Origin of the sequence: Actinomadura pelletieri DSM 43383 (genome assembly GCF_003634705.1) — a bacterium.
Taxonomy (GTDB): Bacteria; Actinomycetota; Actinomycetes; order Streptosporangiales; family Streptosporangiaceae; genus Spirillospora; species Spirillospora pelletieri.
On record NZ_RBWU01000007.1, the window covers coordinates 435,100 to 460,151 of the forward strand.

Sequence of the window (25,052 nt, forward strand, 5' to 3'; positions counted from 1 at the left end):
TACTCTTTGATGCCGGGCGGACGGGTTTTGTGCTCGGTGGAAAGCTCAAAATTTCTTCGCCGGCCGCCATGGCCGGTTTCGGGACCCGACGGGGGTGGCGAATGGCGGGCCCGACTCCCCTCACTTCCGCCGATCCGACTCGGCTCGGCGGCTGGGAGCTGCTCGGCCGGCTCGGCACCGGCGGCCAGGGCGTGGTGTACCTCGGCCGTCCCGCACGGCCCGGGAACGGTCCCGACCGCGTCGCCGTCAAGCTGCTGCACACGCAACTGGTCGGCAACGCGGGCGCGCGGGAACGGTTCGTCCGCGAACTGGCCCTCCTCCAGCGCGTCGCCGGGTTCTGCACCGCGCAGATGCTCGACGCCGACACCGCCGGCGACCGGCCCTACATCGTCAGCGAGTACATCCCGGGACGGTCGCTGCGGCACCTCGTCCAGGACGAGGGCCCGCGCACCGGCGCCGACCTCGACCGGCTCGCGATCAGCTCGGTGACCGCCCTGTCGGCGATCCACCGCGCGGGCGTCGTGCACCGCGACCTCAAACCGCAGAACGTCCTGATGGGCCCGGACGGCCCCCGCGTGATCGACTTCGGCATCGCCCGCGCGTTCGACACCGGCGCCACCCTGATCTCCCAGGTCGTCGGCACCCCCGCCTACATGGCGCCCGAGCAGTTCTCCGGCCGGGTCGTGCCGTCCACCGACCTGTTCGCCTGGGCGGGCACACTGCTGTTCGCCGCCACCGGCCGCGACCCGTTCGCCGGAGGGCCGCTGCCCGCCGTGATGAACCGGATCATGCGCGAGACACCCGACCTGAGCGTCCTGCCGAGCCCGCTCGCCGACGTCGCCGCCGCCTGCCTCGCCAAGGACCCGAAGGCCCGCCCCGCGTCCGAGGACGTCCTGCTGTGGCTCCTCGGCGAACGCGAGAAACACGCCCGCCTGGAGACGACCCCCGCGCACACCACCCCCGTGCCGCCCGCCCGGCGACCGCCCACCGAGCCACCCCAGGGCACCACTCCCATAACCATCCACCCACCACCCGGCACAGCATCTCCTGGCACCGCGAGGCCTGACTCGCCGTCGCAGGACGCGACCTTCCCCGGCTCCGCGCCGAGCGGCGCCGTGAAACCCGGCACGGCGTCGCCTGGTGCGTCCTCCGGCATGGCGTTCTCCCGCGAAGTCTCACCGGACATGGCGTCGCCCGGCTCGGCCTGGCCCGGCTCGGCGCCGAGCGGCGCCGTGGAACCCGGCGCGGCGTCGCCTGGTGCGTCCTCCGGCATGGGCTTCTCCGGCGAAGCTTCGCCGGGCATGGCGTCGCCCGGCTCGGCCTGGTCCGGTTCGGCGGCGAGCGGTGCTGCGGAACCGCGTGCGGCGTCGCCCGGCTCGGCGAGCGGTGCTGCGGGGCCTGGCGCGGCGTCGTCTGGCGTGTCGTCCGGCATGGCGTTCTCCGGCGAAGCTTCGCCGGGCATGGCGTCGCCCGGGTCGGCCTGGTCCGGTTCGGCGGCGAGCGGTGCTGCGGAACCGCGTGCGGCGTCGCCCGGCTCGGCGAGCGGTGCTGCGGGGCCTGGCACGGCGTCGCCTGGCGTGTCGTCCGGCATGGCGTTCTCCGGCGAAGCTTCGCCGGGCATGGCGTCGCGTGGGTCGGCCTGGTCCGGCTCGGCGAGTGGGGCTGCGGGGCCTGGCGTGGGGTCGCCTGGCGTGTCGTCCGGCATGGGTTTCTCCGGCGAAGTTGTGCCGGGCGGTGCGGTGCCTGGGTCGGGGATGTCCGGTGGGGTGCCGTTCGTTCGGGGTCCGGAGGCGCGGACGGTTCCGGCGTTCTCGGGGGCCGCAGCGCGGCCTCGGCCCCTTCGGCGGGGGGCGGCGCTCGGGGTCGGGCTGGTTCTCGCCGGGCTGCTCGCCGCGCTCGACGTCGCCGCGCTCGCCGTTCTGATCGCGTTGCCGTCCCTCAGCGAGGGTGACGGCGGCGCCCTGCTGCCCGTGGTCGCGGCGTCGTTCGCCGTGGTGGCCGTGGTCACGCTCGTCGCGGTGATCCTCGCCTGGCGTGGCAGCCGGACCGCCGCGTGGACGGTGATGGCGGCGCGCGTCACCCGCGTCGCGATGTGGGGCGCGTGGGGCGCCCTCGTGCGGATCGAGGCGTCCGCGCTGGCCGGGCACGCCGTCCTGACCGCCGTCGTCGTGGTCCTCCTGGCACGTGGCCTGGCGCGCTCACCCCGCTGACGTGGCCGCCTGCCGCTCCGACCATTCACGCAGGTCGCGGCGTTCGATCGCGGCGGCCATCAGGTCGGGGAAGGCGTCGGGGGTGCAGGCGAACGCCGGGACGTCCAAGGCGGCGAGGGCCGCCGCGTTCGTGTGGTCGTAGGCGGGCGCGCCCTCGTCCGACAGGGCGAGCAGCACCACGACCTGCACGCCCGACGCCGTCAGCGCCGCGACGCGACGCAACAGCTCGTCCCGGATCCCGCCCTCGTACAGGTCGCTGATCAGCACGAGGATCGTGTCGTTCGGCCGCGTCACGAGGCCCTGGCAGTACGCGACGGCCCGGTTGATGTCGGTTCCGCCGCCGAGCTGCGTGCCGAACAGCAGCTCCACCGGGTCGTGCAACTGGTCGGTCAGGTCGACGACGTTGGTGTCGAACACCACCAGCGACGTCCGCAGCGACCGCATCGACGCCAGCACCGCGCCGAACACGCTCGCGTACACCACCGACGCCGCCATCGATCCGCTCTGGTCGATGGCGAGGATGACGTCCCGTTTCACGGCCTGCTGCCGTCGCCCGTATCCGATCATCCGCTCCGGGACGAGGGTGCGGTGTTCGGGCAGGTAGTGCCGCAGGTTCGCGCGGATCGTCCGCTCCCAGTCGACATCGGCGAGCCGCCTCGGCCGCAGCACCCGCGCCGACCGGTCCAGGGCCCCGCCGACCGCCGACCGCGTCTTGTTCGCCAGCCGCCGCTCCAAATCCTGGACGACCTTCCGGACCACCGCCCGCGCCGACTCCCGCGCCCGGTCCGGCAGCACCCGGTTCTGGGACAGCAGCGTCCCGACCAGGTGGACGTCCGGTTCGACGGCGTCCAGCATCTCCGGCTCCAGCAGCAGCCGCGTGAGGTCGAGCCGCTCGATCGCGTCCTTCTGCATGACCTGCACGACGCTCGACGGGAAGTAGGTCCGGATGTCGCCGAGCCACCGCGCCACCGACGGCGCGGAGTCGCCGAGCCCGGCGCCGCGCCGCCCCGGCCGGGACCGGCTCTCGCTCTCCCCGGCGCCGTATAGCTTCTCCAGCGCCGCGTCCATGCGGGCGTCGTCGCCGGTGAGCGAGGCGCCGGTGCCGTCGGCACGGTCGCCGCCGAGCACCAGCCGCCACCGTCGCAGGCGCTCGCGGTCATCGCCGCCGTGGCCCTCGCTCATGTCCATCGCTCCCATCCGAGGATCCGCAGGGTCGTGGTGGTGGCCGCCGCCGCGCGAGCCTCGTCCACATCGTCGTCGGCCGGCCGGGTCGCCGTGGCGGGCGCGTGGTCCAGGTGCCGCAGCCGTTCGCCGATGGCGCGGCGTTCGGTGGCCGCGTACGCGCCGAAGGTGCGGCGCAGCAGCGGCAGGACGTCGGTGAACGAGTCGCCGGGCAGGCCGGCGACCCATCCGTCGACGAGGCGGAGGAGGGTCTCGTCGTGCACGAGGAGCAGCGCGCCGCCGGACAGGAAACCCTCGACCCAGGCGGCGGCGCGGGCGGGTTCGGTGCCCGCCGACACCGCCCGCGCTATCCGGTCGGGGACGTCGCCCAGGCGGCCCGCGTCGTGCAGGAGGCGGGTGAGGCGGCCGTCGACGAGGCCGTGCAGGGCGTCGGGGCGGGCGACCAGGCCCGCCAGCGTCCGGCGCCAGCGTTCGAGGTGGTCGTCGTCGGCGAGCAGGGACAGGGCGCCGTGGACGTCGTCGACACGGCCGAGGAACTCGCGGGCGGCGTCGTCGTCCAGACCCGTGATCGCCGGGGGCAGGCCGACACAGACGCGGACGACGAGGCCGTCGACGACCGTGCGGAGCGGACCGGTGGAGGTGCCGCGGACGTCCCCGTACCGCAACGCCCTGACCAGCGCGGGCATCGCCGCCATCAGGTGCGCGACGTCGGTGTCGACGGCGGCCCGGTCGGCGAGCGCCCGCATCACGGTGGGCAGCGCGTCCCCGAGGTCGGCGAGCAGGCACCGTTCCGCCAGCGACGTCAGGTCGGCGAGCGCGGTCGCGTGCGCGGCGAGCGACCCGGCGCGGGCGGTGGCCGCGCCGCGCACCGTGGTGCCCCACGCGCTCGCCTCGATCAGCTCGACATCGAACTCGGGACGCCAGGTCAGCGTCCACGTCTCCCGGAACGTGCCCTTGGACCGGCCGGACTCGGCGGGGACGCCCCAGGGCACATCCAGGATGCGGAGCCGGTGCAGCAGGCGGCTGCGGTCGAGGTCGTTGGGTTTGCGCAGGTCGAGGTCCTGCTCCCGGTCGAGGGCGGACGGTTTGAGCCGCAGCCGCCGCTGCTCGGCCCGCAGGTCGCGCGCCAGCGGCACCATCGGTGTCCGCTCCGGGACGGCGCCGAGCCGCTCGCCCACGACCATCCGCTTCTGGATCAGTTCGACCGGCAGGTCGGCGCCCTCGCACAGCACCGCCCGCGTCGCCTCGGTCACCTCGTCCAGCCCGGCCAGGGGACGGCCGCGCAACGCCGCGAGCGTCTCGGCGAGCCGCACCGCCTCGATCACGTGCGCCGACGAGACGTGCAGGTCCTCCTCGCGCAGGACGCGGGCCGCCGCCGTCAACCACCGCTCGATCGGACGGTCCCGGGCGGTGAACAGGTGGTGGTACCAGCTGGGGGACCGGACGCCCGCCCCGTACCCGGACCAGCCCGACAGCCGCCCGTGCGTCCACGGCACCCACGTCATCGCGACCTTGGCCTTCGGCAGGCCGCGCAACGTCCGGTCGTCGTGCGCCGCCGGGACCTTCGCCCGCAGGGCCGGGACGTGCCACGCGCCGCAGACCACCGCGACCCGCGCGTACCCCTCCTTGAGGGTGCGGCGCAGCGTCCGCCGCATGTGGGCCTCGCGCCGCTCCTCGCGCAGCAGATGGTCGGCGGGCAGCCCCGCGGACGCCGTCCCCTCCGGCAGCGCGGCGAGCTGGTCGCGCAGCTCCGTCATGGCCTCCGCGATCGCGGCGAACGGGGACGGGCCGCCGCCGCGATGCTCCACGACGTCGTCCCACCACCGTTCGGCGTCGTCGTACCCGGCGGCCTTGGCCAACCAGCCGAGCGGGTCGAGCCGGATCCGCTCCGCCGGATCCCCGGGCGCCTCCGCCTCCTCCGTGTCGTCCTCGGTCTCGACCTTCTCGTCGGCCGGGACGAGTTGGTGCGCGGCCGGAAGGTCGCAGAAGCGGACGGGGACGCCCGCGCCGAGCGCGTACCGGATCGCCTGCCATTCGGGGCTGAACTCGGCGAACGGCCAGAACGCGGCCTTCCGGTCGCGGCCCCCGTCGCCCTGTCCGGAGCCGGCCGCCGGGGCGGGGGAGTGGGCGAGGAGCGCGACCGGCGGCACCATGCCCGGATCACCGGCCAGCTCCACGATCGGGTCGGCCTCCGGCGGGCCCTCGACCAGCACCGCGTCCGGCTTGAACTCCTCCAGGGCGCCGCGCAGCGCCCGCGCCGAGCCGGGCCCGTGATGCCGGATCCCGTAGACCTCGACGTGGCTCAAGACACCTCCCGGCAGGCGCGGTAGAAGTCCCGCCACTCGGGACGGTCCCGGACGACCGCCTCCAGGTACTCCTGCCACACCACCCGGTCCGACACCGGATCCTGGACGACGGCGCCGACGATCCCGCCCGCCACGTCCGCGGCGCGCAGCACACCGTCGCCGAAGTGCGCGGCCAGCGCCAGCCCGCTCGTGATCACCGAGATGGCCTCGGCGGTGCTGAGCGTCCCGCTGGGCGACTTCAGCTTCGTCCGCCCGTCGCTCGTCATCCCCGAGCGCAGCTCCCGGAACACGGTGACGACCCGGCGGATCTCCTCCAGCCCCGCCGGGGCCTCGGGCAGTTCCAGCCCGGCGCCGATCTGGTCGACGCGACGCGCCACGATGTCGACCTCGTCCTCGACGGACTCGGGCAGCGGCAGCACGACGGTGTTGAACCGGCGGCGCAGCGCGCTGGACAGCTCGTTGACGCCCCGGTCGCGGTCGTTGGCGGTCGCGATGACCGTGAAGCCCTTGCGGGCCTGCACCTCGGTGTTCAGCTCGGGGACGGGCAGCGTCTTCTCCGACAGGACCGTGATCAGCGTGTCCTGCACGTCGGACGGGATACGGGTCAGCTCCTCGACGCGGGCGACCGTGCCGCGCCGCATCGCCCGCATCACCGGGCTCTCCACCAGCGCCTTCTCCGACGGGCCTTCGGCGAGGAGCCGCGCGTAGTTCCACCCGTACCGGATCGCCTCCTCCGCGGTGCCCGCCGTCCCCTGGACGAGCAGCGTCGAGTCGCCGCTGACGGCGGCCGCGAGATGCTCCGACACCCACGTCTTCGCGGTGCCCGGGACGCCGAGCAGCAGCAGCGCCCGGTCGGTGGCGAGCGTCGCGACCGCGACCTCCATCAGGCGGCGCGGCCCCACGTACTTCGGGCTGATGGACGTGCCGTCGGGCAGTTCGCCGCCGAGCAGGTACGTGGTGACGGCCCACGGCGACAGCCGCCAGCCGGGCGGACGGGGCCGGTCGTCGTGCTCGGCGAGCCGCGCCAGCTCCCCGGCGTACTCGTGCTCGGCGTGCGGCCGCAGCACGGCGCCCGTCTCTCCGGAGGGACGTCCCCCCGGGTCGCCCGGCGTGTTCTCTTCGGTCACGGGACAAGCTCCTTCAACATCTCGTCGCGGAAACGCAGGGTGGCGATCAGTTCGGTCACGGCCCGGGTTGCCGCCGAGTCCAGATGGTCCAGCCGGGACACGGCCGCCGGGTCGAGTCGCAGGTCGGCGAGCCGGCACAGCTGTGTGACCAGGTGCTCCTCGCGTGCCGTGACCCCCTCGGCCCGGTCGGGACGGGCCGCGTCGAGCGTCGCGACCACCGCCGACGCGAGCGCGCCCGTCCATGGCCCGGGGACGCGTTCGAGCACGCGCAGCGCGTCCGACCGTCCCTTCACCCATCTGAGCAGGTCGGCCGCGGCCGTGTCGCGCTCCGCCTCCGGCAGGACGGACACCAGGTCGGCGAGGGCCTCCGGCTCGTCCACCATCACCCCGCCCCTGAGCAGCGCCCGCGCCCATCCGGCGTCGTGCTGGGCGAGCGCGGCACGCGCCCACCCGATGTGGACGTCGCGTCCGTCCGGCTCCGAGACCGGCAGGCACACGATCTCCATGGGGGACGTCTCGAACAGCTCCGTCCAGGTGGACAGGGGAGTGCGGGCGAGGATCTCGCGCAGCCACGCCGCCCGCGTGCCCACGGGCGCGCCGCCGCTCCGCGGTGCGAACGACCCGCTCGGATGGAACGGGACGCCGTCGCGGGCGAGGTCCTCGTCGTGGGCGTGTGGCGGCTCGACCCGGATCCAGGTTCGTGTCCGGCCGCGAGTCCTTCGTGTCTCCGGGACCAGGCAGGCACGGGCCCGCTCCGCCATCCGCTCCCCGTACGCGGACCCGGGCAGGCGGGCCAGCAGGTCGGACGCGTGCTGCCGGACGTCCTTGCCGCGATCCTCCAACGCCGATTCGAGGAACTCCTCGTCGTCCAGCGACAGCCCGTGCGCGAACGTGGCGAGGAACGCCGCGCGGTCGGGCGCGGGCTCGGTGGCCCATGTCGCCGCCAGCAGCTCCCGCGCCTTCCCCGGGTCGGCCCCGCGGAGCCTGGTCAGATACGCCACGCGCCGGTTGCGTGTTCCGGTCTCCCACACCTCGGGGCCGCCGCCGGGATCGTCCCCCGAGCCGACCAGGTACGCCCAGTCGGTGTTCTGCAACGCCAGCCACACGCCCCGCCGCCCGACCGCCCGCACGATCTGCGGTCGCAGCGACCGGTCGCCGCGTCCCCGCTCCAGCAGGTCGGGCAGCGACTGCGCGGGCACCCGGAGGCCGTGGCGGGCGGCCGCGTCCAGCCATTCGGGCAGCACCCTGATCTGTTCGCCGGCCAGGATCCGCCGCAGCCGCGCCGCCGCGGGCGCGGGCACCACCGGCGCGTCCTCCACCGGGGCGAGCGCCACGGGCGCGGGCACCTCGACCACGGGCATCCGCCCGGCCCGCCGCCGCACGGTCAACACCGCCGCCTGATCGAGCAACCGCCCCGCCGAGTCACCGCCCCCGACACCCTCCAACGGGCCTTGCGGCGGACCCTGAGCCGGGCTCTGAGCCGGGCCTTGTGGTGGGCCGTGTGCCGGGCCGTGTGTCGGGCCTTGTGGTGGGCCGTGTGTCGGGCCCTGAGCCGGGCCTTGTGGTGGGCCGTGTGCCGGGCCGTGTGTCGGGCCTTGTGGTGGGCCGTGTGTCGGGCCCTGAGCCGGGCCTTGTGGTGGGCCGTGTGCCGGGCCGTGTGTCGGGCCTTGTGGTGGGCCGTGTGTCGGGCCCTGAGCCGGGCCTTGTGGTGGGCCGTGTGCCGGGCCCTGAGCCGGGCCTTGTGGTCGGCCTTGTGGTGGGCCGTGTGTCGGGCCTTGTGGTGGGCCCTGAGCCGGGCCGTGTGGCGGGCCGTGTGTCGGGCCGTGTGTCGGGCCTTGTGGTGGGCCTTGTGGTGGGCCTTGTGGTGGGCCGTGTGTCGGGCCTTGTGGTGGGCCCTGAGCCGGGCCTTGTGGTGGGCCCTGTGATGTGCTCGGTGGTGAGCCTTGCGGTGCCTCCTGTGCCATGCCGTGTGCTGAGCCCTGTCGTGGGCGGGGGCCTGTCGTTTTCGGGGTGGTCCGGTCGGCGACCTCGGGGAGGGGTGGGGGGTCGCGTCGTTCGGTGCCGAGCAGTGCGGCGGTGACATGCTCGTCCCACGCGGTCACACGATCACCGTTCCCTCGTCGTGCCACGCGGCCAGCGGACGCAGGCCGCGCGGGCTCCATTCGCCCGCCAGCGTGACGGGCCCGCCGCCCGACAGCGCGAGCAGCCGCCATGGGTCGATCGGCCGCAGCGGCAGCGCGTCGCCGGAGTCGTCGACGGCGAACAGGGCGCCGCCGTCCGTGCGGGCCAGGCGCACGCTCTCCAGCGTCGCGGGCCAGCGGTCGATCCACGGGTCGTGGGCGAGGGCCGCGGCGTGCTCGTCCAGGAACTCCCGGACGGACGTTCCGGCGGGCCGGCCCGGCGTGACCGGCCCCTCCCGCCCGGCGACCAGGGCCCGCAGCGGCGGGGCGCCCGGATAGAACGCCAACTCCGCGTCGATCTCCGTGCCGACCACGAGCGACGCGTCCAGGACCGTGCCCGGCGCGGCGAAGGACAACACCAGCGCGGGACGCCCCGTCCGCCGCCCCCGCAGCCACACGCGCCGTGTCGTCAGCAACTCCTGGGCGGTGTCGCGCTGCCCGACGACGCACCAGCGGTCACGGACCTTCTCCCCGTCCGCCAGCACCTCCTCCTGCGGGACGGTGAACCCGACACGGGACCGGACGGTCTCCCGCAGCCCCTCCGGCAGTTCGTCGCGCCGCCGGTACGCTCGCACGAGCAGCCGCAGCAGCGCGTACTCCTCCAGCAGGCGGCCCGGCCAGTCGGGGCGCCGGGGGATCGCGGCGAGGCTTCTGACATGCCCGGCGAGCGCACTGGCCTGCGCGTCCACGAGCCGCCTGGCCACGTCGTCCCACATCTTGTAGGGGGCCTTCTCCGCCTGCGCGAGCCCGTGCGCGACCTGGTCGCGGAGCCACCGGTCGAGTTCGGCGAGCCCGTCGTCGACGCGGCGGGCCCGCCGCTCCACCGTCTTCGGATCGCGGGCCCTGGCGGCCGAGGCGGCACGCCGCTCCACCGCCTTCTCGGCGCGGGCCCGGCGTTCCTCCATCCACTCGGCCGCCCAGCCCGGGCGCGGGCCGTCGTCGACCGCGCCCTCCGCCCACAGCAGGAGCAGCCCGAGGCTGTGCTTGCACGGGAACTTCCGGCTCGGGCACGAGCACCGGAACGCGGGCTCGGTCAGGTCGGCGCACGTCCGGTACGCGGACTTGCCGCTGCCCCGGCATTCGCCCCAGACCGCCTCGTCGTCACAACCTGTGCCGGCCCACTTGGCGGGTTTGGCGACGCCGCCCGCCGCCTTCGCGGACGCGGCGTCGGGCGCGAGGCCGAGTACCTGCTCCCGGTCCCATCGATCGCTCACACCGTCGAAACTATCGGCGCCCTAGGACAATCCGGCGGAGCCCCGATCAGGGGTCCGGCGTGGCGGAGAAGTCGGGGAGGGAGACGCCGTCCGGGACGAGGAGGGCGGCTCCGGTCACCAGCGCGAGCAGGGCCGTGGCGCCGAACAGGCCCACCCACGCCAGGCCGGGGACGCCGGTGAGCTGTGCGAGCTGGTCGGCGTCGGAACTCGGCGCCATCCGGTGCGCGCGCATCCGCTGCAGCTCGATCACCGGCCGGGTCGCGGCCAGCAGCAGGAACCAGGCGGCGAGGTAGGCGAACCCGGCCTGCACCTCCGCGCTGCCGAGCCAGGACACGGCGAAGATCACCGCACCGGTCACGATCACCGACAGCGCGCCATAGGCGTTCCGGATCATGATCAGCATCGCGCCGAGCAGGGCCAGCGAGAACCACAGCATCAACGTGATGCGACCGCCCGCGAGGAGCAGCGCGAAGAACAGCCCGAGCAGCGGGGGAGTGAGGTACCCGGCCATCGCCGTGAAGATCATGCCGGGGCCGTGCGGTTTGCCGCGCGAGACGGTGACGCCGGAGGTGTCGGAGTGCAGCTTGATGCCGTCCAGCTTCCGGCCGGTGAGCAGCGCGACGAGCGCGTGCCCGCCCTCGTGCGCGATCGTCACCGTGTTGCGCGCGACCCGCCAGGTGGGCCCGTGGACGACCGAGCCGAGCGCCACGACGCCGACGAGCACGACCAGCCACAGCGGGGGGTCGGGCTGTGTTCCGGTCAGACGGTCCCACAGGTCGCCGATGCTGATGTCGTCCACGTCCACCTCGGAATCCTTGTCGCGATGCCCAAACATTAGGACGTCCGGCATCAACGCCGCGTTCGGTTCGCCCTGGTCGGAAGTAGGTCGGACGCGACACACCAGGGAGATGTGAACAATGTCACGCGGCTTCCCCCGTAACCCGCGTAGATCGTCAGGTCAGATCTTCGCGGTTCTCCTCTCGGTGCGTCCGTCATCACCGTTAAGGCGCCCTGCGCGCCGAGGTACGGGGATTCGACCGTGGTCGGTGTTCGCGCCCGCGGAGCCAGGGCTGCGGACCGGGCCGCGCGCCGTCCCATGCCTGCCCTCCCTCGCGGTGTGGGCGGCCGCGCCGCCGCTCGGCGTCGGCTGCGACACGCCGCTCGCCGCCGTGACCGTGGTGCTGGTCGCGGTCCTGGCCCTCGTGCGCGCGGATGACGCCGACGGACGTATCGGATGGCGCGCCAGCCGTGGGCGTGCCCGCCGCCGTCCTCGACGGGCTCGCATTCGCCGCCGGTCCGGCCGTCCCGGTCGGCGCAGAACCGTGCTACCCGCGTAGGCGGCTGGCTGCTGAGCCCCGACCAGGTCATGTTCACCGTCCAGGCCGAGCGGAACGAGATCATGCGACTCGCCATCCTCGACCGCTTCGACGGTCATGTTCGGCCTGCCTGGGCCGGGTGTCGACGAGTTGGGGTGCCTCGTCGCAGGCAAGGGCGGGCGGTCGCGCCGATAGCGTGGGTGTGTGTTGGGAAATGTGCGGTATGTGCGGCCACCCGGGGTGGATGACCTTGATCGTGCCTGGCGGGCCGTGTCGGGTGTGCTGGCGCCGACGCCGCTGGTGTCGTCTGGTCTCGCGGACGGGGCGGCGTTGAAGTTGGAGACGTTCCAGCCGACCGGTGCGTTCAAGGTTCGGGGTGCGCTCGCGGCCTTGGCGGCGCTGCCGGACGGGGTTCCCGCCGTGACGGCCAGCGCCGGTAACCACGGGCTCGGCATGGGGTACGCGGCGGCGAGGGTCGGGGCGGACGTCACCGTGGTCGTGTCGACGCGGGCGTCGCGGGTGAAGGTCGAGAGGATCGCCGCGTATCCGGTGCGGCTCGTCCAGCACGGGACGACCTACGACGAGGCGGAGGCGCACGCGACGGCCCTGACCGCGCGGAGTTCCGGGCGCTATGTCTCCGCCTACAACGACCCGGCGGTCATCGCGGGACAGGGCACCATCGGGCGGGAGCTCGACGAACAGGCGGACGGGCCGCTGACGGTCGTCGCGCCGGTCGGCGGTGGCGGGCTGCTCGCCGGGCTCAGCCTGTGGGCGCGCGAACGCGGGGACGTGCGGCTCGTCGGTGTGGAGTCGGCGGTGTCGCGCGGAGTGTCGGCGTCGGTGGCGGCCGGACGGGTCATCGAGGTCGACGTGGGCGAGACGTTCGCCGACGGGCTGCCCGGCAACCTCGAACCCGGCTGCGTCACCCCCGGGGTCATCGGACCGGACGCCGCGCTGACCGCCGTCACCGATGACCAGATCCGGACGGCGCTGCGCTGGCTGTTCCGGGAGCACGGTCTCGTGGCCGAGGGCGCGGGCGCGGCGGGGGTCGCCGCCGTCCTCGCCGGGAAGGTCGAGGTCACCGGTCGGCTCGTGGTCGTCGTCTCCGGGCGCAACATCACCGGCGAGACCTACGTCGACGCGCTCCGTGAAGGCTGAGTCACGCCCGAGTCTGCAAAAACACGGATATTTCGCTCTGGTCTCCACTAGCTTGACCCCCTGCACGGGGAGGGTGATCGGGGACGTGTCGATGGGGGGCCCGGGACGGCTGTTCCGGCGTGACCGGCTGACCGGGCGAATGGCGGTCGGGCTCGTCGGTGCGCTCGGCATCGCCGACGTCGGCGCCCGGCCGTCCGCGCGGGGCAAGGGCCTCGCCGTCCACGGCAACGGGCTCGCGGGCAAGGTCGACGGCGAGGTGGGCGTGATCCCGCGGATTCTCGGCGCGGAGGTCTACTTCCCCGACGAGACCGCCGGGGCGCTGATCGTGTACGACGCGGCGGCCGACCGGTTCCAGGCCCCGATCCCGGTGACGGGCCGGCCGGCGAAGCTGGACGTGTTCGTCCGCGACGGGTTGCTGCGGGCGAACGACCGGTCCGGGCCGCGCGCCGTCGTGATCGCCCGGCAGGGCGCCCAGCGGGGCGTCGACAAGTACCGGGACGGGGTCGCGGACGGCCCGAGGCGCACCACGATCCCGCTGCCCGGAGATGGGAACGCTCCGCCGCCCCCCGGGGCGTCCCGAACGGTCGCCGCGGCCCGGGGAGCCGCCGACCGCGCCGTCCAACGTGACGATCACGCCGGGCGCGGTTCCGTGCACCTTCACCCTGAGGGGCGGTGAACGCGGTCGCGAGTACCGATTCCGCGTCGCCGCCCGCTACAAAGACGCGCACGGCCGGACACGGGAGCAGGTATCGGACGCCAGTGATCCGGTCCGGCCGTGCGTCACACCGGGTGCGCCGACCGGCCTGACCGCGCGGGCGACCGCGTCCGGCGCGGGGGCCACCGCTACGAGGTCACCTGGGACGGCCCGGTCAGGGGCCGCCGGACGGTCTCGGCGACGTCCGCGACGCTCGGTGAGGTGTCGACGAACGGCTCCCACACCTTCACCGTCGTGGCCGTGGACGGCGCGGGAACCGGCCCGAAGGCGACCCGCGCGGGGAGACCGACCGGCCCCGCGACCCGTCACCCGGTGGAGCGCAACGGCGAATCCACCGGCCACGTCAGGAGCGCCGCCGACGCGAACGGCAGCACGATCGTCCCACCATGAAGGACGACAACGGCGAGAGCATCGTCGTCAATTGCCAGAAAAGGGCGTGTAATACAAAAGGAACGAAGTGCTGGCCGGTGACATGTACGCCAATATCGCCTACAATGGCAAGACCGGCTACATCATCGGATATCTCGTGAACACACCGGGGGACTGGAAGAGCTTCGCCGGGCCGCCGGTCCGAAACTGCGGATAGTCGCGGCAGCCGCGCTTTCGTCGACGCACGCGGGCGCCGACCAGGACACGTCCGGCGCCTGCCCCCGGTTGAGGCGCAGCACCGCGCCGCCTCGAAAGCATAGGCGGTCTTCGGTCGCAGGCCCGAGACGATCGCCGACCGGGAGTTCGCGCTTGACCGGCACGATCGCAGCCGAACCCGCGGCCCGCCGCTGGACGAGCAACGGCAACCGGCGGGGCGCGATCATTCGATGTGCTGCGGCCCCGAGGCGGTTCCCCGGGAGGGCAACAGCGGAGTACGGGGACGAATCAGAAGCGGCGCCCCGCAGCCGGACGGCCCGCGACCCGCCGTTCGGGGCGCGCTTCCGAAGAAATGGACCCGCGTTTTCCATGGGGCGATAATCGTTGTCCCAATTACGCTCCAGCGGTGTTCCGCGGCGCCCTAACCTCGTGGTTCCCGACGAAGGAACGGTCCGGAGGGAGTGGCCCGGCGTGACGGAGGATGTCCTGGCGAGTCCGGAGACGGAGACGCCGACGACGAAAACTGCTTATGGCGACCTTGTCCGGATGGCGTATTTCGTTCTTCCGGGAACGGGAAAACGCGTCTACCGGCTGGCGATCGCGCGCCGGATCGTGGACGGCACCGCGCGCGGCGCACGGGACCGGTCGCCCGCCGGGTACGCGCGCCGCCGGACCCGGGTGCTGCGCCGGGCGATGCGCCCGTCCCGCCGGCTCCGGATCGGGCTCGGGCCATGGCTGCGGGCGCTGCCCGCGCAGCTTCCCGACCCCGCGCTCACCGCCGCGCTGGCCCGGCTGGACCCGCACGTCCGCGTCGCCTATGTCCTGCGCCATGTGGAGGGCCTGCCCCGGTACGCCGTCCGCGACCAGTTGATCGAGCTGCGCGTCCGCGACCCGTGGCCGGTGATCCGCGCCGCCGACGCCGCCACGCTCCCGTCCGCGCGGCGGCCCGAGCGGTTCGACCCGGTGCTGCCGCGTCCGGTCCGGACCCGGTCGGTGGCGCCGCTCGTGCTCGCGACCGTCCTCACCGGGGTCCTGGCCGCCGTGCTGGTGATGACCGAACACGACGAGCCCGGGGCGGACGCCCCCCGCCTGGTGTTCGCCGAGCCGGACGCCTGGACCCGCGCCCGCACCCTCGACGCCTGGCCGGTGCGCGGCGACCTCGCCCGCGACCGGACGTTCACCGGGCGCGCCGCCGCCGCGTGGCCGGGCTCCCGCCGCTCCGGCGGCGCGCCGCAGCTCCTCTACGCGGGCCGCGTCGACGGCGTGCCCGTCGCCGTGCTGCGGCGCGGCGACCGGCTCGCCCGGTACTCGCCCGGCGGCCTCGTCGTCACCGCAGCGGGCGCCGACCCGTCCGCCCCGATCGCCCTCGGCGGCGGGCGCTACCTCCTCGCCCCGTGGGACGCGCCGCCGCAGACCCTCACCGGCGAGCCGCTCGCGACGTCGGGCGGCGTGACCGCGCCGATCCGGGCCCGTACCGCCTGCGGCCGGGGCCCGCTCTTCCACCTCGGCACCAGAACGGTCGGCGATCTCGGCGGCCCGCGCGCCGCCGTCCTCACCTACCACTCGCCCGCCTACCGCCCGGACGGGACGGACCGGCTCGCCCGCCTCGGCCCGGAGGGACGGAAGATCTGGGACCGCCTGGCCTGCGTCGCCTCCTCGTCCCGGCCGGTGTCGGAGGCGATGGCGTGGCGCTTCTGGTCGGGCCGCCTCCCGCACGGCGGCGGCCGGGCCGACTGGGTCTGCACCCGCCTCACCCACACCGCCGGCACCCTCGCCCGCGCGACGCTGCTCGCCGCGAAGGACCAGCCCACGGGGCACTGCGACGCCCGGCGCCCGGCCGGCGGGACGTGGTGGCGGGCGCCGTCCGACCGCTGGTACTACCTGGCGGCGGCCGGGCGCGGACTCGTCCCGCACGTGGCCGGCGTCGACCGTTCGACCACGAAGGACCGCCTGCTCGTCGCCCCGGGCCCCCGGACCACCCCGCTCACCGTCACCGCCCGCTGAAACCGCCCGGATCGGGCACACTGGGGGACCGAACGACATTCAGGGGGTGCGGATGGGCAGCGGACCACTCGCCGGAACACGTGTCGTCGAGCTGGCCGGGATCGGACCCGGCCCGTTCGCCGCGATGCTGCTGGCCGACCTCGGCGCCGACGTGATCCGCGTCGACCGCGCCACGGCCGTGCGGGACGGGAAGGCCACCGGCGGCACCGACTTCACGAACCGCGGCAAGCGGTCCATCGCGATCGACCTCAAGAGCGACCGCGGCCGGGACGTCGCACTCCGCCTGGTCGAGCGGGCCGACGTCCTCGTGGAGGGGTTCCGGCCCGGGGTCGCCGAACGCCTCGGTCTCGGCCCGGACGACTGCCTGGCCCGCAACCCGGCGCTCGTCTACGGACGCATGACCGGCTGGGGCCAGGAGGGTCCGCTCTCCCGCACCGCCGGACACGACATCGCCTACCTCGCCGTCACCGGCGCCCTGCACGCCATCGGCCGCGCCGACGGTCCGCCGCAGGTCCCGGTGAACCTGCTCGGCGACTTCGCGGGCGGCAGCATGTACCTCGTCGTCGGAGTCCTGTCCGCGCTCCTCGCGGCGCGGACCTCCGGGCGCGGACAGGTCGTGGACGCCGCCATCGTGGACGGTGCCGCGCACCTGTCCACATTCGTCCACGGACTCCTCGCGGGCGGTCTCTGGGAGGACCGCCGGGGCGTCAACCTGCTCGACACCGGCGCCCCCTGGTACGACGTCTACGAGACCTCCGACGGAAGGCACATGGCCGTGGGCGCCCTCGAACCGCGGTTCTACGCCGAGTTCCTCCGCCTCCTCGGCCTCGCCGACGAGGACCTCCCCGCCCAGCACGACCGTGCGGGCTGGCCCGCGCTGCGCGCCCGGTTCGCCGCCGTCTTCCGCACCAGGACCCGCGACGAGTGGACGGAGATCTTCGTGCCGAGCGACGCCTGCGTAACGCCCGTCCTCTCCCTGACCGAGGCGGCCGACCACCCCTGGAACACCTCCCGCGGCGTCTTCCCCGACCTCGCGGGCCACCGCCAGCCCGCGCCCGCCCCGCGCTTCTCCCGGACCCCCACGCGAACCGACGGCGTCCCCGCCCTCCCCGGTGGCCAGTCCCGCGCCATCCTGGACGACCTCGGCTTCCCCGACACCGAGACCCTCCTCAAGGACGGCACCGTCACCCAGGCCTGAGCCGCAGGCTCAGCCGGTGCCACGGCGGGGAGGACGAAGGCGGCGACGAGCTGCCAGGGCGCCCGTGCGAGGCCGCCCGCGAGATCACGAAGGCCGGACGGCGTGAGACCGAGAACGACCGCGCGGGACACCTGTCTCGACGGTCTACGCGCCCTTCGTCGACGGCCTCACCCGCGGCTGAGCGTTCCCCGCCCGGCCGCGGGTGAGGGGCGATCGTTCAGGAGACGGCGTCGGTGACCGCGCCCGACCAGAGGGCGAGCGCGTCGTCGACCTGCTCCGCGGTGACGATCAGCGGCGGGATCATCCGGACGACATTGCCGTGCGCGCCGCAGGTCAACAGCAGCAGCCCGCGTTCGGCGGCGGCCCGCTGCGCCCGCTGGGCGGTGGTCGTGTCGGGCTCGCCGTCCGGCGTGGTGAACTCGCCGGCCTGCATCAGCCCGAGCCCGCGCACGTCGCCGATCACCGGATGATCGGCCGCGACCTTGCGGAGCCCGTCGGCGAGCCGCGCGCCCTGCCGGGCCGCGTTGGCGACGAGGTCCTCGTCCCGGATGACCTCCAGCGTCGCGAGCGCGGCGGCGCAGGCCACCGCGTTGCCGCCGTACGTGCCGCCCTGCGACCCCGGCCACGCCCGCTCCATCAGCGAGGTCGGCGCGGCGATCGCCGACAGCGGGAACCCGCTGGCCAGGCCCTTGGCGGTGATGAGGACGTCGGGCCGCGCCGCCGCGTGCTCATGCCCCCAGAACCGGCCGGTGCGGCCGAACCCGGTCTGCACCTCGTCCATGATCAGCAGAATGCCGTGCCGGTCGGCGCGCTCGCGCAGACCCTCAAGGAACGCGGGCGGCGCCGGGATGTAGCCGCCCTCGCCGAGCACGGGCTCGACCATGAACGCCGCCGTGTCGGACGCGGGGCTCGCCGTGGCGAGCAGGTAGTCCAGCTCGCGCAGCGCGAACCGCGTCGCCTCCTCCTCGGCCCACCCGTACCGGTACGCCTGCGGGAACGGCGCGATCGCGACGCCCGGCATCAGCGGGCCGATCCCGGCGCGGAACTTCGTGCCCGCCGTGGTGAGCGCGGCGGCGCCCATCGTCCGGCCGTGGAAGGAGCCGTGGAACACCACGATGTTCTGCCGGCCGGTGGCGTGCCGGGCCAGCCGGACGGACGCCTCGACGGCCTCACTGCCGCTGTTCATGAAGAACAGCGAGTCGAGCCCGTCCGGGAGCACCTCGCCGAGCGCGTCGGTGAGCCGCAGCAGCGGCTCGTGCATGACCGTCGTGTACTGCCCGTGGATCAGCGTGCCGACCTGCCTGCGCGCCGCCTCGACCACGCGCGGGTGGCAGTGGCCGGTGTTCGTGACGCCGATGCCCGCGGTGAAGTCCAGATGCCGTCCGCCGTCGGTGTCGTAGAGGTAGACGCCCTCGCCGCGCTCGGCCAGGACGGGAGTGGCCTGCTTGAGCAGGGGTGACAGCGTTGCCATGGCGTCCCTCCGGTAGATTGTCGACAATCTGCAATGTAGGTGGGGCGACCCCCGATGTCCAGCGCGCTCAGGTGACGCGGGTCAGGTCACGCGGAGGCGGTCGATGGAGTCGGTCATGTGCTCCTCGATGAGGGTCAGCAGCCGCTCCTCCTCGCCGTCGCCGATCGCGTCGACCAGCCGCCGGTGCTCCTCGACCAGCTCGGACGGCTCCGGATAGGTGTCCTGGAGGGCGTTCAGGCACATGCGGGTCTCCACCAGCAGCGTGTGCGCCATCCGCTCCAGCCGGGGGCTGCCGGACGAGCTGACCAGCACCTCGTGGAACGCCTGGTCGGCGTCGCTCATCGCGACCCGGTCGCGTTGTTCGGCGGCCTCGACCAGCGCCTCCAGGGCCTCGGTGAGCCGGGCCACCGCCTCGCCGCGGTTGCGTTCCATGATGAGCCGGCAGGCCTCGCGCTCGATCGCGAGACGGGCGAGGTAGACGTCCTCCACGTCGCCCTCGTCGAGCGTGCGGACGAACAGCCCGCGGTGCGGCTCGCTGACGAGCAGTCCCTCCTGGACGAGCCGCTGCATCGCCTCGCGCAGCGGGCCGCGGCTGATGCCGAGCCGCGCGGCCAGTTCGGCCTCGCCGAGCTGCGCGCCGGGTTCCAACGACCCGTACATGATGGCCGAGCGCAGCTCGTCCGAGACGAGCTCGACGGTCGACTTGCGGGGGACAGGTTCCAGCTCACCCAAACGGCCCATGCCGCGGGCCCCTTTCGTTATTCCGTTATGGCTGCCAGGTATGTCGTCCCGACCCGGCGGGGACGGCGGCGGGCGCGGCGAACAGCCGGCCCAGCCCGGTGCGCGGCGCAAGCCCCCCGGGGCCGGACGCGAGCCGCAGCCCCTCCCACACGCTCACCTGGTTGGCGGTCAGCACCGGCTTGCCGACGGCCGCCTCCAGCTCGTCGAGCCAGGACACGGTGTGCAGCGCGGTGTCGGGCACCAGCACCGCCTCGGCGTTCGGATGGTCGTTGGCCGCGACGAACGCGAGGACCTCCGCGCGTCCGAGGGTGCCGACCTCGGCGGCGGTGACGATGCCCCGGCAGGACAGCGCGACCACCTCGACGCCGGCGCGGCCGAGGAACGCGACGAACCGCTCGGCGACGTCGGACGGGTACGTCGCGGCGACCGCGACCCTGGTCAGGCCGAGCGCGCGGGCCGCGTGCACGAACGCGAACGACGTGCTGGACGCCGGTACGCCCGCCGCCGCCGCGACGCCCTCCACCTGCCGCCGGGCGCCGTCCCAGCCGAACACGAAGCTGCCGCTGGTGCAGGCCCACACGGCGGACCGGACGCCCATCTCGCGCAGCGTCCGGGCGCCGTCGGCGAGGACGTCGGCGCCGCCGATGTCCAGCAGCGCGTCGACGCGGTGGGCGTCCTCGCGCATCAGGGTGTGCACGACCGGCAGGCGCACCCCGCCGAGGGCGCGCTCGATGGCCGGGTAGTCGTCCTCGGCGCTGTGACCGGGGTACAGGAAACCGGCGCTCAACCCGTTCTGGTGCATGGAGTGGACAATCCTAACGCTCGGGGCGATCATGCCGCCGTGGACGGGGCCAGCGCGACCAGCGACTGCCCGGGACCGGCCGCGGACCGGCCCATCGCGCGCAGCGCCGAGCACATGGTGACCTGGTTGGCGGTGAGGACCGGCTTGCCGATCATCTGCTCCAGCGGTGCGATGATGTCGTAGGTGGGCACGTTGGTGCAGCTGATGAAGACCGCCTCGGCCTCCGGGACGTCCACCGTCGACACCGCCGCCACGATCTCGCCGTAGCCGACCTTCCAGATGTGGCTGAGCAGCCCCATCCCGACGGACGACACGACCTCGATGCCGTACTCGCCGAGAAACGACACCAGCCGCTCGGTGACCGCGTCGATGTACGGGGTGACGACCGCGATGCGGTTGACGTTCAGCAGCCGCAGCGACTCCACCAGCGCGCCGGACGTCGTGGTGGACACCGGCGCGCCCGCCGCCAGCATCGACTCGTGCAGTCGCAGCTCGCCCGCCTTGCCGCCGATGAAGCTGCCCGAGGCGCAGGCGTAGGCGACGGCGAGCGGTTCGGGGGCCAGCACGTCCCGGGTGGCCTGCCGGACGATCGACTGGTCCGACAGCGCGGACGCCATCTCGACCGTGACCGGCACCGGCACGTAAGGGAGCCGTGTCATGAACAGCGACACGTCGTCGGGCGTCCACCGCCACAGCTCGCGGTCGAGGGCGAAGTCGAAAGGGGCGACCACGCCCACACCGTGCTGGGCGAGCAGCTCGGGCCCGACGACCAGCGTGGGGTCGAATGTCATCTGCGCAGCCACCGCTCTATGACTCGGCGCGGCTGTAGAGGAGACGCTCGCCGACCCCGCCGGAGCGCCAGACGTCGTTGCACGCCTCCGCCATCCGGTCGAGCCCGTCGACGATCGTCGCGTACACGTTGCCGGGGACCCAGCCGACGTCCCCGTTGAGCAGCAGGTTGTTGCGGCCGTAGAAGATCGCGAGATCGATCACCCCGGGCAGCGCGTGGATGCCCTTCTCCTCCTTGAATCTGCGATCCAGCATGCCGCCGGCGAACGAGAAGTAGACGACGTCCCCCGGGATCGGGGTGACGGTGGGGTTCTCCAGGCCGACCTCTTCCTCGGAGAACCGCTCGACCATCGTGTACACCTCGTTGCGGGCGTACTTGGCGTGGTAGGCGTCGCCGCCGAGGGGCAGGGCGCGCCACACCGCCTCGCAGGTCCGCGGCGCGTCCTTTTCGAGCAGCTCCGCCACGCACGAGACGCCGCGCCGCTCCAGTGTGATGGTCATCAGCTTGGGCATGCTGGACCTCCCCGCGAACAGGGGTGGGCGAGAGCGTCGCCACCCGAAGGACTCTCCATGTTTGTGGGGGGAACACCCCCACACCCCCCGGAAGGGGGTGCAGTCAGAGCGCTCTGGGATCCGTCCTGGCCTTGCGTGGGCAGTGGTTGCGACGGTCTTGCAGCACACGAGTTCCCAGTGCGGTTCTCCGGGCCGAGCGAACCGCGCTGATTGTTGACAATCCTACGAACCCTTCCTAGCGTGTCAATGCCTCCTTGTGTTGCCTTCACGTAAACTCCGCACTCCCTGAAAGTGGCGCCGATGGAGCCTGTTCCGCCCGCCCCCGGTGGGCCGCTTGACCTGGTGGTTCTGACGGGGGACGTCCCGCCGTCCGGCATGGCCGCCGCCGAGCGCCTCGCCCGGGTCCGCCATGTCGGCGAGGCCGGGCTCGCGGAGGCCCTTCGGGACGCCGACATCCTCTTCGTGTGGGACTTCCTGACCGACGCGCTCGCCGACGCGTGGCCCTCCCGCGGCGGGCCCGCTTGGGTGCACATCGCGAGCGCGGGCGTCGACCGGCTGATGTTCCCGGGGCTGGTGCGGGCCGACACCGTCGTCACGAACTCGCGGGGGGTCTTCGACGAGCCGATCGCCGAGTACGTCCTCGGGCTGGTGCTCACCTTCGCCAAGGACCTGCACACGACGCTCCGGCTCCAGGGCGCGCGGCGCTGGCGGCACCGTGAGACCGAACGGATCACCGGCGCCCGCGCGCTGGTCGTCGGCACCGGTCCGATCGGCCGGGCGATCGGCCGCCGCCTGACCGCCGCGGGCCTGGAGGTGTCCGGCGCCGGGCGCACCGCCCGCGACGCCGACCCCGACCTCGGCACCGTCCATCCGATGGAACGGCTGGACGAGGCGCTCGGCGCGGCCGACTACGTCGTGCTGGCCGCGCCGCTCACGCCCCAGACCCGCGGCATGATCGACGCGGCGGCGCTGGACCGGATGCGGCCGTCGGCACGGCTGATCAACGTCGGGCGCGGAGCCCTGGTCGCCGAGGCCGACCTCGCCAAGGCGCTGCGCGACGGCCGGATCGCCGGCGCGGCGCTCGACGTGTTCGAGGACGAGCCGCTGCCGGAGTCCTCGCCGCTCTGGGACCTCCCGAACGTCGTCGTCTCGCCGCACATGTCGGGCGACGTGGTCGGCTGGCGCGACGAACTGGTCCGCGTGTTCGTCGACAACCTCGACCGTTACGTGTCCGGCCGCCCGCTGCGCAACGTCGTCGACAAGCGGCTCGGCTACGTCGGCTCCGACCAGAGGGGGTAGCCATGTCCGATGCGGCCGACCTGACCGCGACCGAACTCCTGGCGGCGTACGAGGCCGGGACGCTGTCGCCGGTCGAGGCGACCGAGGCCGTCCTGGCCCGGATCGACCGGGACGACCCCGCCCTCAACGCGTTCTGCCTCGTCGACGAGGAGACCACCCTCGACATGGCCCGCGCGGCCACCGACCGGCGGCGGCGCGGCGCGACGCTCGGGCCGCTGGACGGCGTGCCCGTCTCCATCAAGGACATCCTGCTCACCCGGGGCTGGCCGACGCTGCGCGGCTCCGCGACGACCGACCTGGCGGGCCCGTGGGACGAGGACTCCCCGGCCGTCGCCCGCCTCCGCGAACAGGGCGCGGTGTTCGTCGGGAAGACGACCACCCCGGAGTTCGCGTGGAAGGGCGTGACCGACAACCCGGTCGACGGCGTCACCCGCAACCCGTGGGACGTGACCCGCACGCCCGGCGGGTCGAGCGGCGGCGCCGCCGCGGCCGTCGCGGCGGGCATGGCGCCGCTCGCGCTCGGCACCGACGGGGGCGGCTCGGTCCGCATCCCCGCCGCGTTCACCGGGATCTTCACCGTCAAACCGACCTATGGCCGCATCCCGCACTACCCGGCGAGCGCGTTCGGGACGCTCGCCCACACCGGCCCGATGACGAACACGGTCGCGGACGCGGCGCTGCTGCTCGACGCGGTCTGCGGCGCCGACGGACGCGACTGGTCGTCGCTGCCCCCGCCGGACACGTCGTTCACCGAGGCAGGCCCGGACGACCTGACCGGCCTGCGGGTGGCGTTCAGCCCCGACCTCGGGTACGCGCGGGTCGATCCGGAGATCGCGGCGTCCGTCGCGGCCGCCGCCGAGGCGTTCGCCGAGCTGGGCGCGAAGGTCGAGCAGGTCGATCCGGGCTTCGGTGACCCGGTGGAGGAGTTCGAGGTCCTGTGGTTCGCGGGCGCCGCCAAGGTCGTGGAGCGGCTCTCCCCGCAGGATCGCGCCCGCCTCGACCCCGGGCTGCGGGAGATCTGCGAGCAGGGGGCCCGGTACTCGGCCGTCGAGTACCTCACCGCGACGGCCCGCCGCATGGAGCTGGGCCGTCTCATGGGCGTGTTCCACGAGCAGTACGACCTGCTGCTGACCCCGACGATGCCGATCGCGGCGTTCGAGGCGGGCGTGGAGGTGCCGCCCGGGTCGGCGTCCCGCCGCTGGACGAGCTGGACCCCGTTCACCTACCCGTTCAACATGACCCAGCAGCCCGCCGCGAGCCTGCCCTGCGGTCTCACCTCCGAGGGCCTGCCCATCGGCCTCCAGGTAGTCGGCGCCCGCCACGCCGACGCCCTGGTGATGGCCGCATGTGCCGCGTACGAGAAGGCGCGGCCCTGGAAGCGACTCACTCCGAAGCGGCCTGCGTGACCTAGTCGGAGTCGGGGCGCTCCAACTCCTTGTCGTGCCCCTTCCGGCGGCTCGACCGGCGGCGCTTCACCCCGACCCCGCCCCAGAACGCCAGGCCCTTGACGACGACGGTCGGGGCGCCGGGCACGCCGGGCCCGCTCGCCCCGTGGTCGAAGCCGCCCATGATGCCGAGGCCCTTGACGTGGACGGTGATGTCGTCCGGCACGATCACCTCGACCCCGCCCATCAAGGCGAGGGCCCGGATCGTCGTCACCGGCTCCTCGAACCGCGCCTCACGCAGGTCGATCTTGCCGCCGCCCCAGAAGGTGAACGCGCGGAACCTGCGGGGGACGTTCCACACGCCCGTCCGCCGGAACCCGCTCATGATGCCGATGCCGGTCTTCCATGACGGCGCGGCCTCCACCGGGCTCCAGTCCCTCCCGTCCGCGGGGGACGGCGGCGCCGCGCCCGGCGACGGCAGGTCACGCGTGATCGGCTCCAGCTCCGCGTACGTCTTGGCCGCGTACACCGCGTCCAGCCGCTCGTCGAGCTCGGCCAGCGTCAACCGCCCCTCGCCGGCCGCCTCGCGCAGGATGTGCGCGACCCGTTCGCGGTCCGCGTCACCGGCCCGCATCTCCGGCGTTCCGGAACGCTCCGGGAGGTTCGTCATGGCCCAAGCCTAGAACCTGTTCCGATCCGACCCCAGCCCCGCACGCGAACGCGTAACCGCCCGGTACAGCGACGCCGAAGGCGAGCGGATCGCGAAGCGATGCGCGTTCGCACGGGAACGGTCACGCAGCGAGCCGGTCCTGCAATAGATACAGCGACCTCAGCCCGCGCGCGAACGCGTGACCTGC

At 73.9% G+C, this 25,052-nt stretch carries 22 protein-coding genes; 10 read left to right on the forward strand and 12 right to left on the reverse strand.

Annotated elements, in window-relative coordinates; translation table 11 throughout:
* Window positions 1–101: 101 nt before the first annotated feature.
* The gene (locus BZB76_RS30215; RefSeq protein ID WP_121437824.1) at window positions 102–2,210 is read left to right on the forward strand and encodes a serine/threonine protein kinase; all 2,109 of its coding nucleotides are present in this window, start codon (window positions 102–104) and stop codon (window positions 2,208–2,210) included.
* On the opposite strand, the gene BZB76_RS30220 is transcribed toward BZB76_RS30215, so the two are convergent.
* The 6 genes from BZB76_RS30220 to BZB76_RS30250 are packed head-to-tail and all read right to left on the reverse strand — an operon-like array spanning window position 2,199 to window position 11,024.
* Entirely contained in the window at window positions 2,199–3,398 is a 1,200-nt protein-coding gene (locus BZB76_RS30220) for a VWA domain-containing protein (RefSeq protein ID WP_420534836.1), read from the reverse strand. The two genes, BZB76_RS30215 and BZB76_RS30220, sit on opposite strands and share 12 nt — an antisense overlap.
* Window positions 3,389–5,698, reverse strand: coding sequence for a DUF5682 family protein (locus BZB76_RS30225; RefSeq protein WP_121437825.1), 2,310 nt, complete (start codon window positions 5,696–5,698; stop codon window positions 3,389–3,391). Before BZB76_RS30225 ends, BZB76_RS30220 begins: the two co-directional genes overlap by 10 nt.
* Window positions 5,695–6,825, reverse strand: coding sequence for an ATP-binding protein (locus BZB76_RS30230; RefSeq protein WP_121437826.1), 1,131 nt, complete (start codon window positions 6,823–6,825; stop codon window positions 5,695–5,697). Before BZB76_RS30230 ends, BZB76_RS30225 begins: the two co-directional genes overlap by 4 nt.
* Window positions 6,822–9,038: a DUF5691 domain-containing protein gene (locus tag BZB76_RS30235; protein WP_475647905.1), complete on the reverse strand. Its 2,217-nt coding sequence runs from the start codon at window positions 9,036–9,038 to the stop codon at window positions 6,822–6,824. The genes BZB76_RS30230 and BZB76_RS30235 overlap by 4 nt, the downstream gene beginning before the upstream one ends.
* A complete protein-coding gene (locus BZB76_RS30245; RefSeq protein WP_121437828.1) occupies window positions 8,924–10,219 on the reverse strand; it encodes an SWIM zinc finger family protein in 1,296 nt (431 codons plus the stop codon). Before BZB76_RS30245 ends, BZB76_RS30235 begins: the two co-directional genes overlap by 115 nt.
* Window positions 10,220–10,265: 46 nt before the next feature.
* The gene (locus BZB76_RS30250) at window positions 10,266–11,024 is read right to left on the reverse strand and encodes a M50 family metallopeptidase (RefSeq protein WP_246007308.1); all 759 of its coding nucleotides are present in this window, start codon (window positions 11,022–11,024) and stop codon (window positions 10,266–10,268) included.
* Between the two features lie 241 nt (window positions 11,025–11,265).
* Between BZB76_RS30250 and BZB76_RS34380 the strand changes: the two genes are divergently transcribed.
* From BZB76_RS34380 to BZB76_RS30275, 7 genes are all read left to right on the forward strand, one after another.
* Complete coding sequence (locus tag BZB76_RS34380) at window positions 11,266–11,556, forward strand: hypothetical protein (RefSeq protein ID WP_147449605.1); 291 nt, start codon at window positions 11,266–11,268, stop codon at window positions 11,554–11,556.
* A gap of 183 nt (window positions 11,557–11,739) precedes the next feature.
* Complete coding sequence (locus tag BZB76_RS30255; protein ID WP_211343253.1) at window positions 11,740–12,693, forward strand: threonine ammonia-lyase; 954 nt, start codon at window positions 11,740–11,742, stop codon at window positions 12,691–12,693.
* An 85-nt stretch (window positions 12,694–12,778) separates the two neighbouring features.
* Window positions 12,779–13,369 carry a hypothetical protein gene (locus BZB76_RS30260; protein WP_147449606.1) on the forward strand — a complete coding sequence of 197 codons (591 nt, stop codon included), beginning with the start codon at window positions 12,779–12,781 and terminating at the stop codon, window positions 13,367–13,369.
* A 99-nt stretch (window positions 13,370–13,468) separates the two neighbouring features.
* Window positions 13,469–13,798: a hypothetical protein gene (locus BZB76_RS30265; protein ID WP_121437832.1), complete on the forward strand. Its 330-nt coding sequence runs from the start codon at window positions 13,469–13,471 to the stop codon at window positions 13,796–13,798.
* Between the two features lie 67 nt (window positions 13,799–13,865).
* Window positions 13,866–13,994, forward strand: a complete 129-nt coding sequence (locus BZB76_RS36485) for a hypothetical protein (protein ID WP_281273928.1) — start codon at window positions 13,866–13,868, stop codon at window positions 13,992–13,994.
* A 470-nt stretch (window positions 13,995–14,464) separates the two neighbouring features.
* The gene (locus BZB76_RS30270; RefSeq protein WP_147449607.1) at window positions 14,465–15,997 is read left to right on the forward strand and encodes a hypothetical protein; all 1,533 of its coding nucleotides are present in this window, start codon (window positions 14,465–14,467) and stop codon (window positions 15,995–15,997) included.
* Between the two features lie 52 nt (window positions 15,998–16,049).
* Window positions 16,050–17,195, forward strand: coding sequence for a CaiB/BaiF CoA transferase family protein (locus BZB76_RS30275; protein ID WP_121437834.1), 1,146 nt, complete (start codon window positions 16,050–16,052; stop codon window positions 17,193–17,195).
* 217 nt (window positions 17,196–17,412) lie between these two features.
* On the opposite strand, the gene BZB76_RS30280 is transcribed toward BZB76_RS30275, so the two are convergent.
* The 5 genes from BZB76_RS30280 to BZB76_RS30300 form a co-directional block, all read right to left on the reverse strand.
* The gene (locus tag BZB76_RS30280; RefSeq protein ID WP_121437835.1) at window positions 17,413–18,666 is read right to left on the reverse strand and encodes an aspartate aminotransferase family protein; all 1,254 of its coding nucleotides are present in this window, start codon (window positions 18,664–18,666) and stop codon (window positions 17,413–17,415) included.
* A gap of 81 nt (window positions 18,667–18,747) precedes the next feature.
* On the reverse strand, window positions 18,748–19,407 hold the full coding sequence (locus BZB76_RS30285) for a GntR family transcriptional regulator (RefSeq protein ID WP_121437836.1): 660 nt from the start codon (window positions 19,405–19,407) through the stop codon (window positions 18,748–18,750).
* A gap of 25 nt (window positions 19,408–19,432) precedes the next feature.
* A complete protein-coding gene (locus BZB76_RS30290) occupies window positions 19,433–20,209 on the reverse strand; it encodes a maleate cis-trans isomerase family protein (protein WP_121437837.1) in 777 nt (258 codons plus the stop codon).
* A gap of 29 nt (window positions 20,210–20,238) precedes the next feature.
* Window positions 20,239–21,000, reverse strand: a complete 762-nt coding sequence (locus tag BZB76_RS30295; protein ID WP_170180825.1) for a maleate cis-trans isomerase family protein — start codon at window positions 20,998–21,000, stop codon at window positions 20,239–20,241.
* Window positions 21,001–21,016: 16 nt separating this feature from the next.
* Complete coding sequence (locus BZB76_RS30300; protein WP_199487703.1) at window positions 21,017–21,499, reverse strand: DUF3830 family protein; 483 nt, start codon at window positions 21,497–21,499, stop codon at window positions 21,017–21,019.
* 312 nt (window positions 21,500–21,811) lie between these two features.
* Here BZB76_RS30300 and BZB76_RS30305 point away from each other — a divergent pair, with 312 nt between their 5' ends.
* Window positions 21,812–22,810 carry a D-2-hydroxyacid dehydrogenase gene (locus BZB76_RS30305; RefSeq protein ID WP_121437838.1) on the forward strand — a complete coding sequence of 333 codons (999 nt, stop codon included), beginning with the start codon at window positions 21,812–21,814 and terminating at the stop codon, window positions 22,808–22,810.
* A 2-nt stretch (window positions 22,811–22,812) separates the two neighbouring features.
* Window positions 22,813–24,216: an amidase gene (locus BZB76_RS30310; protein ID WP_121437839.1), complete on the forward strand. Its 1,404-nt coding sequence runs from the start codon at window positions 22,813–22,815 to the stop codon at window positions 24,214–24,216.
* 1 nt (window position 24,217) lies between these two features.
* Here BZB76_RS30310 and BZB76_RS30315 read toward each other — a convergent pair whose 3' ends face one another.
* The gene (locus BZB76_RS30315) at window positions 24,218–24,865 is read right to left on the reverse strand and encodes a DUF1707 SHOCT-like domain-containing protein (protein WP_211343254.1); all 648 of its coding nucleotides are present in this window, start codon (window positions 24,863–24,865) and stop codon (window positions 24,218–24,220) included.
* Window positions 24,866–25,052: the final 187 nt, after the last annotated feature.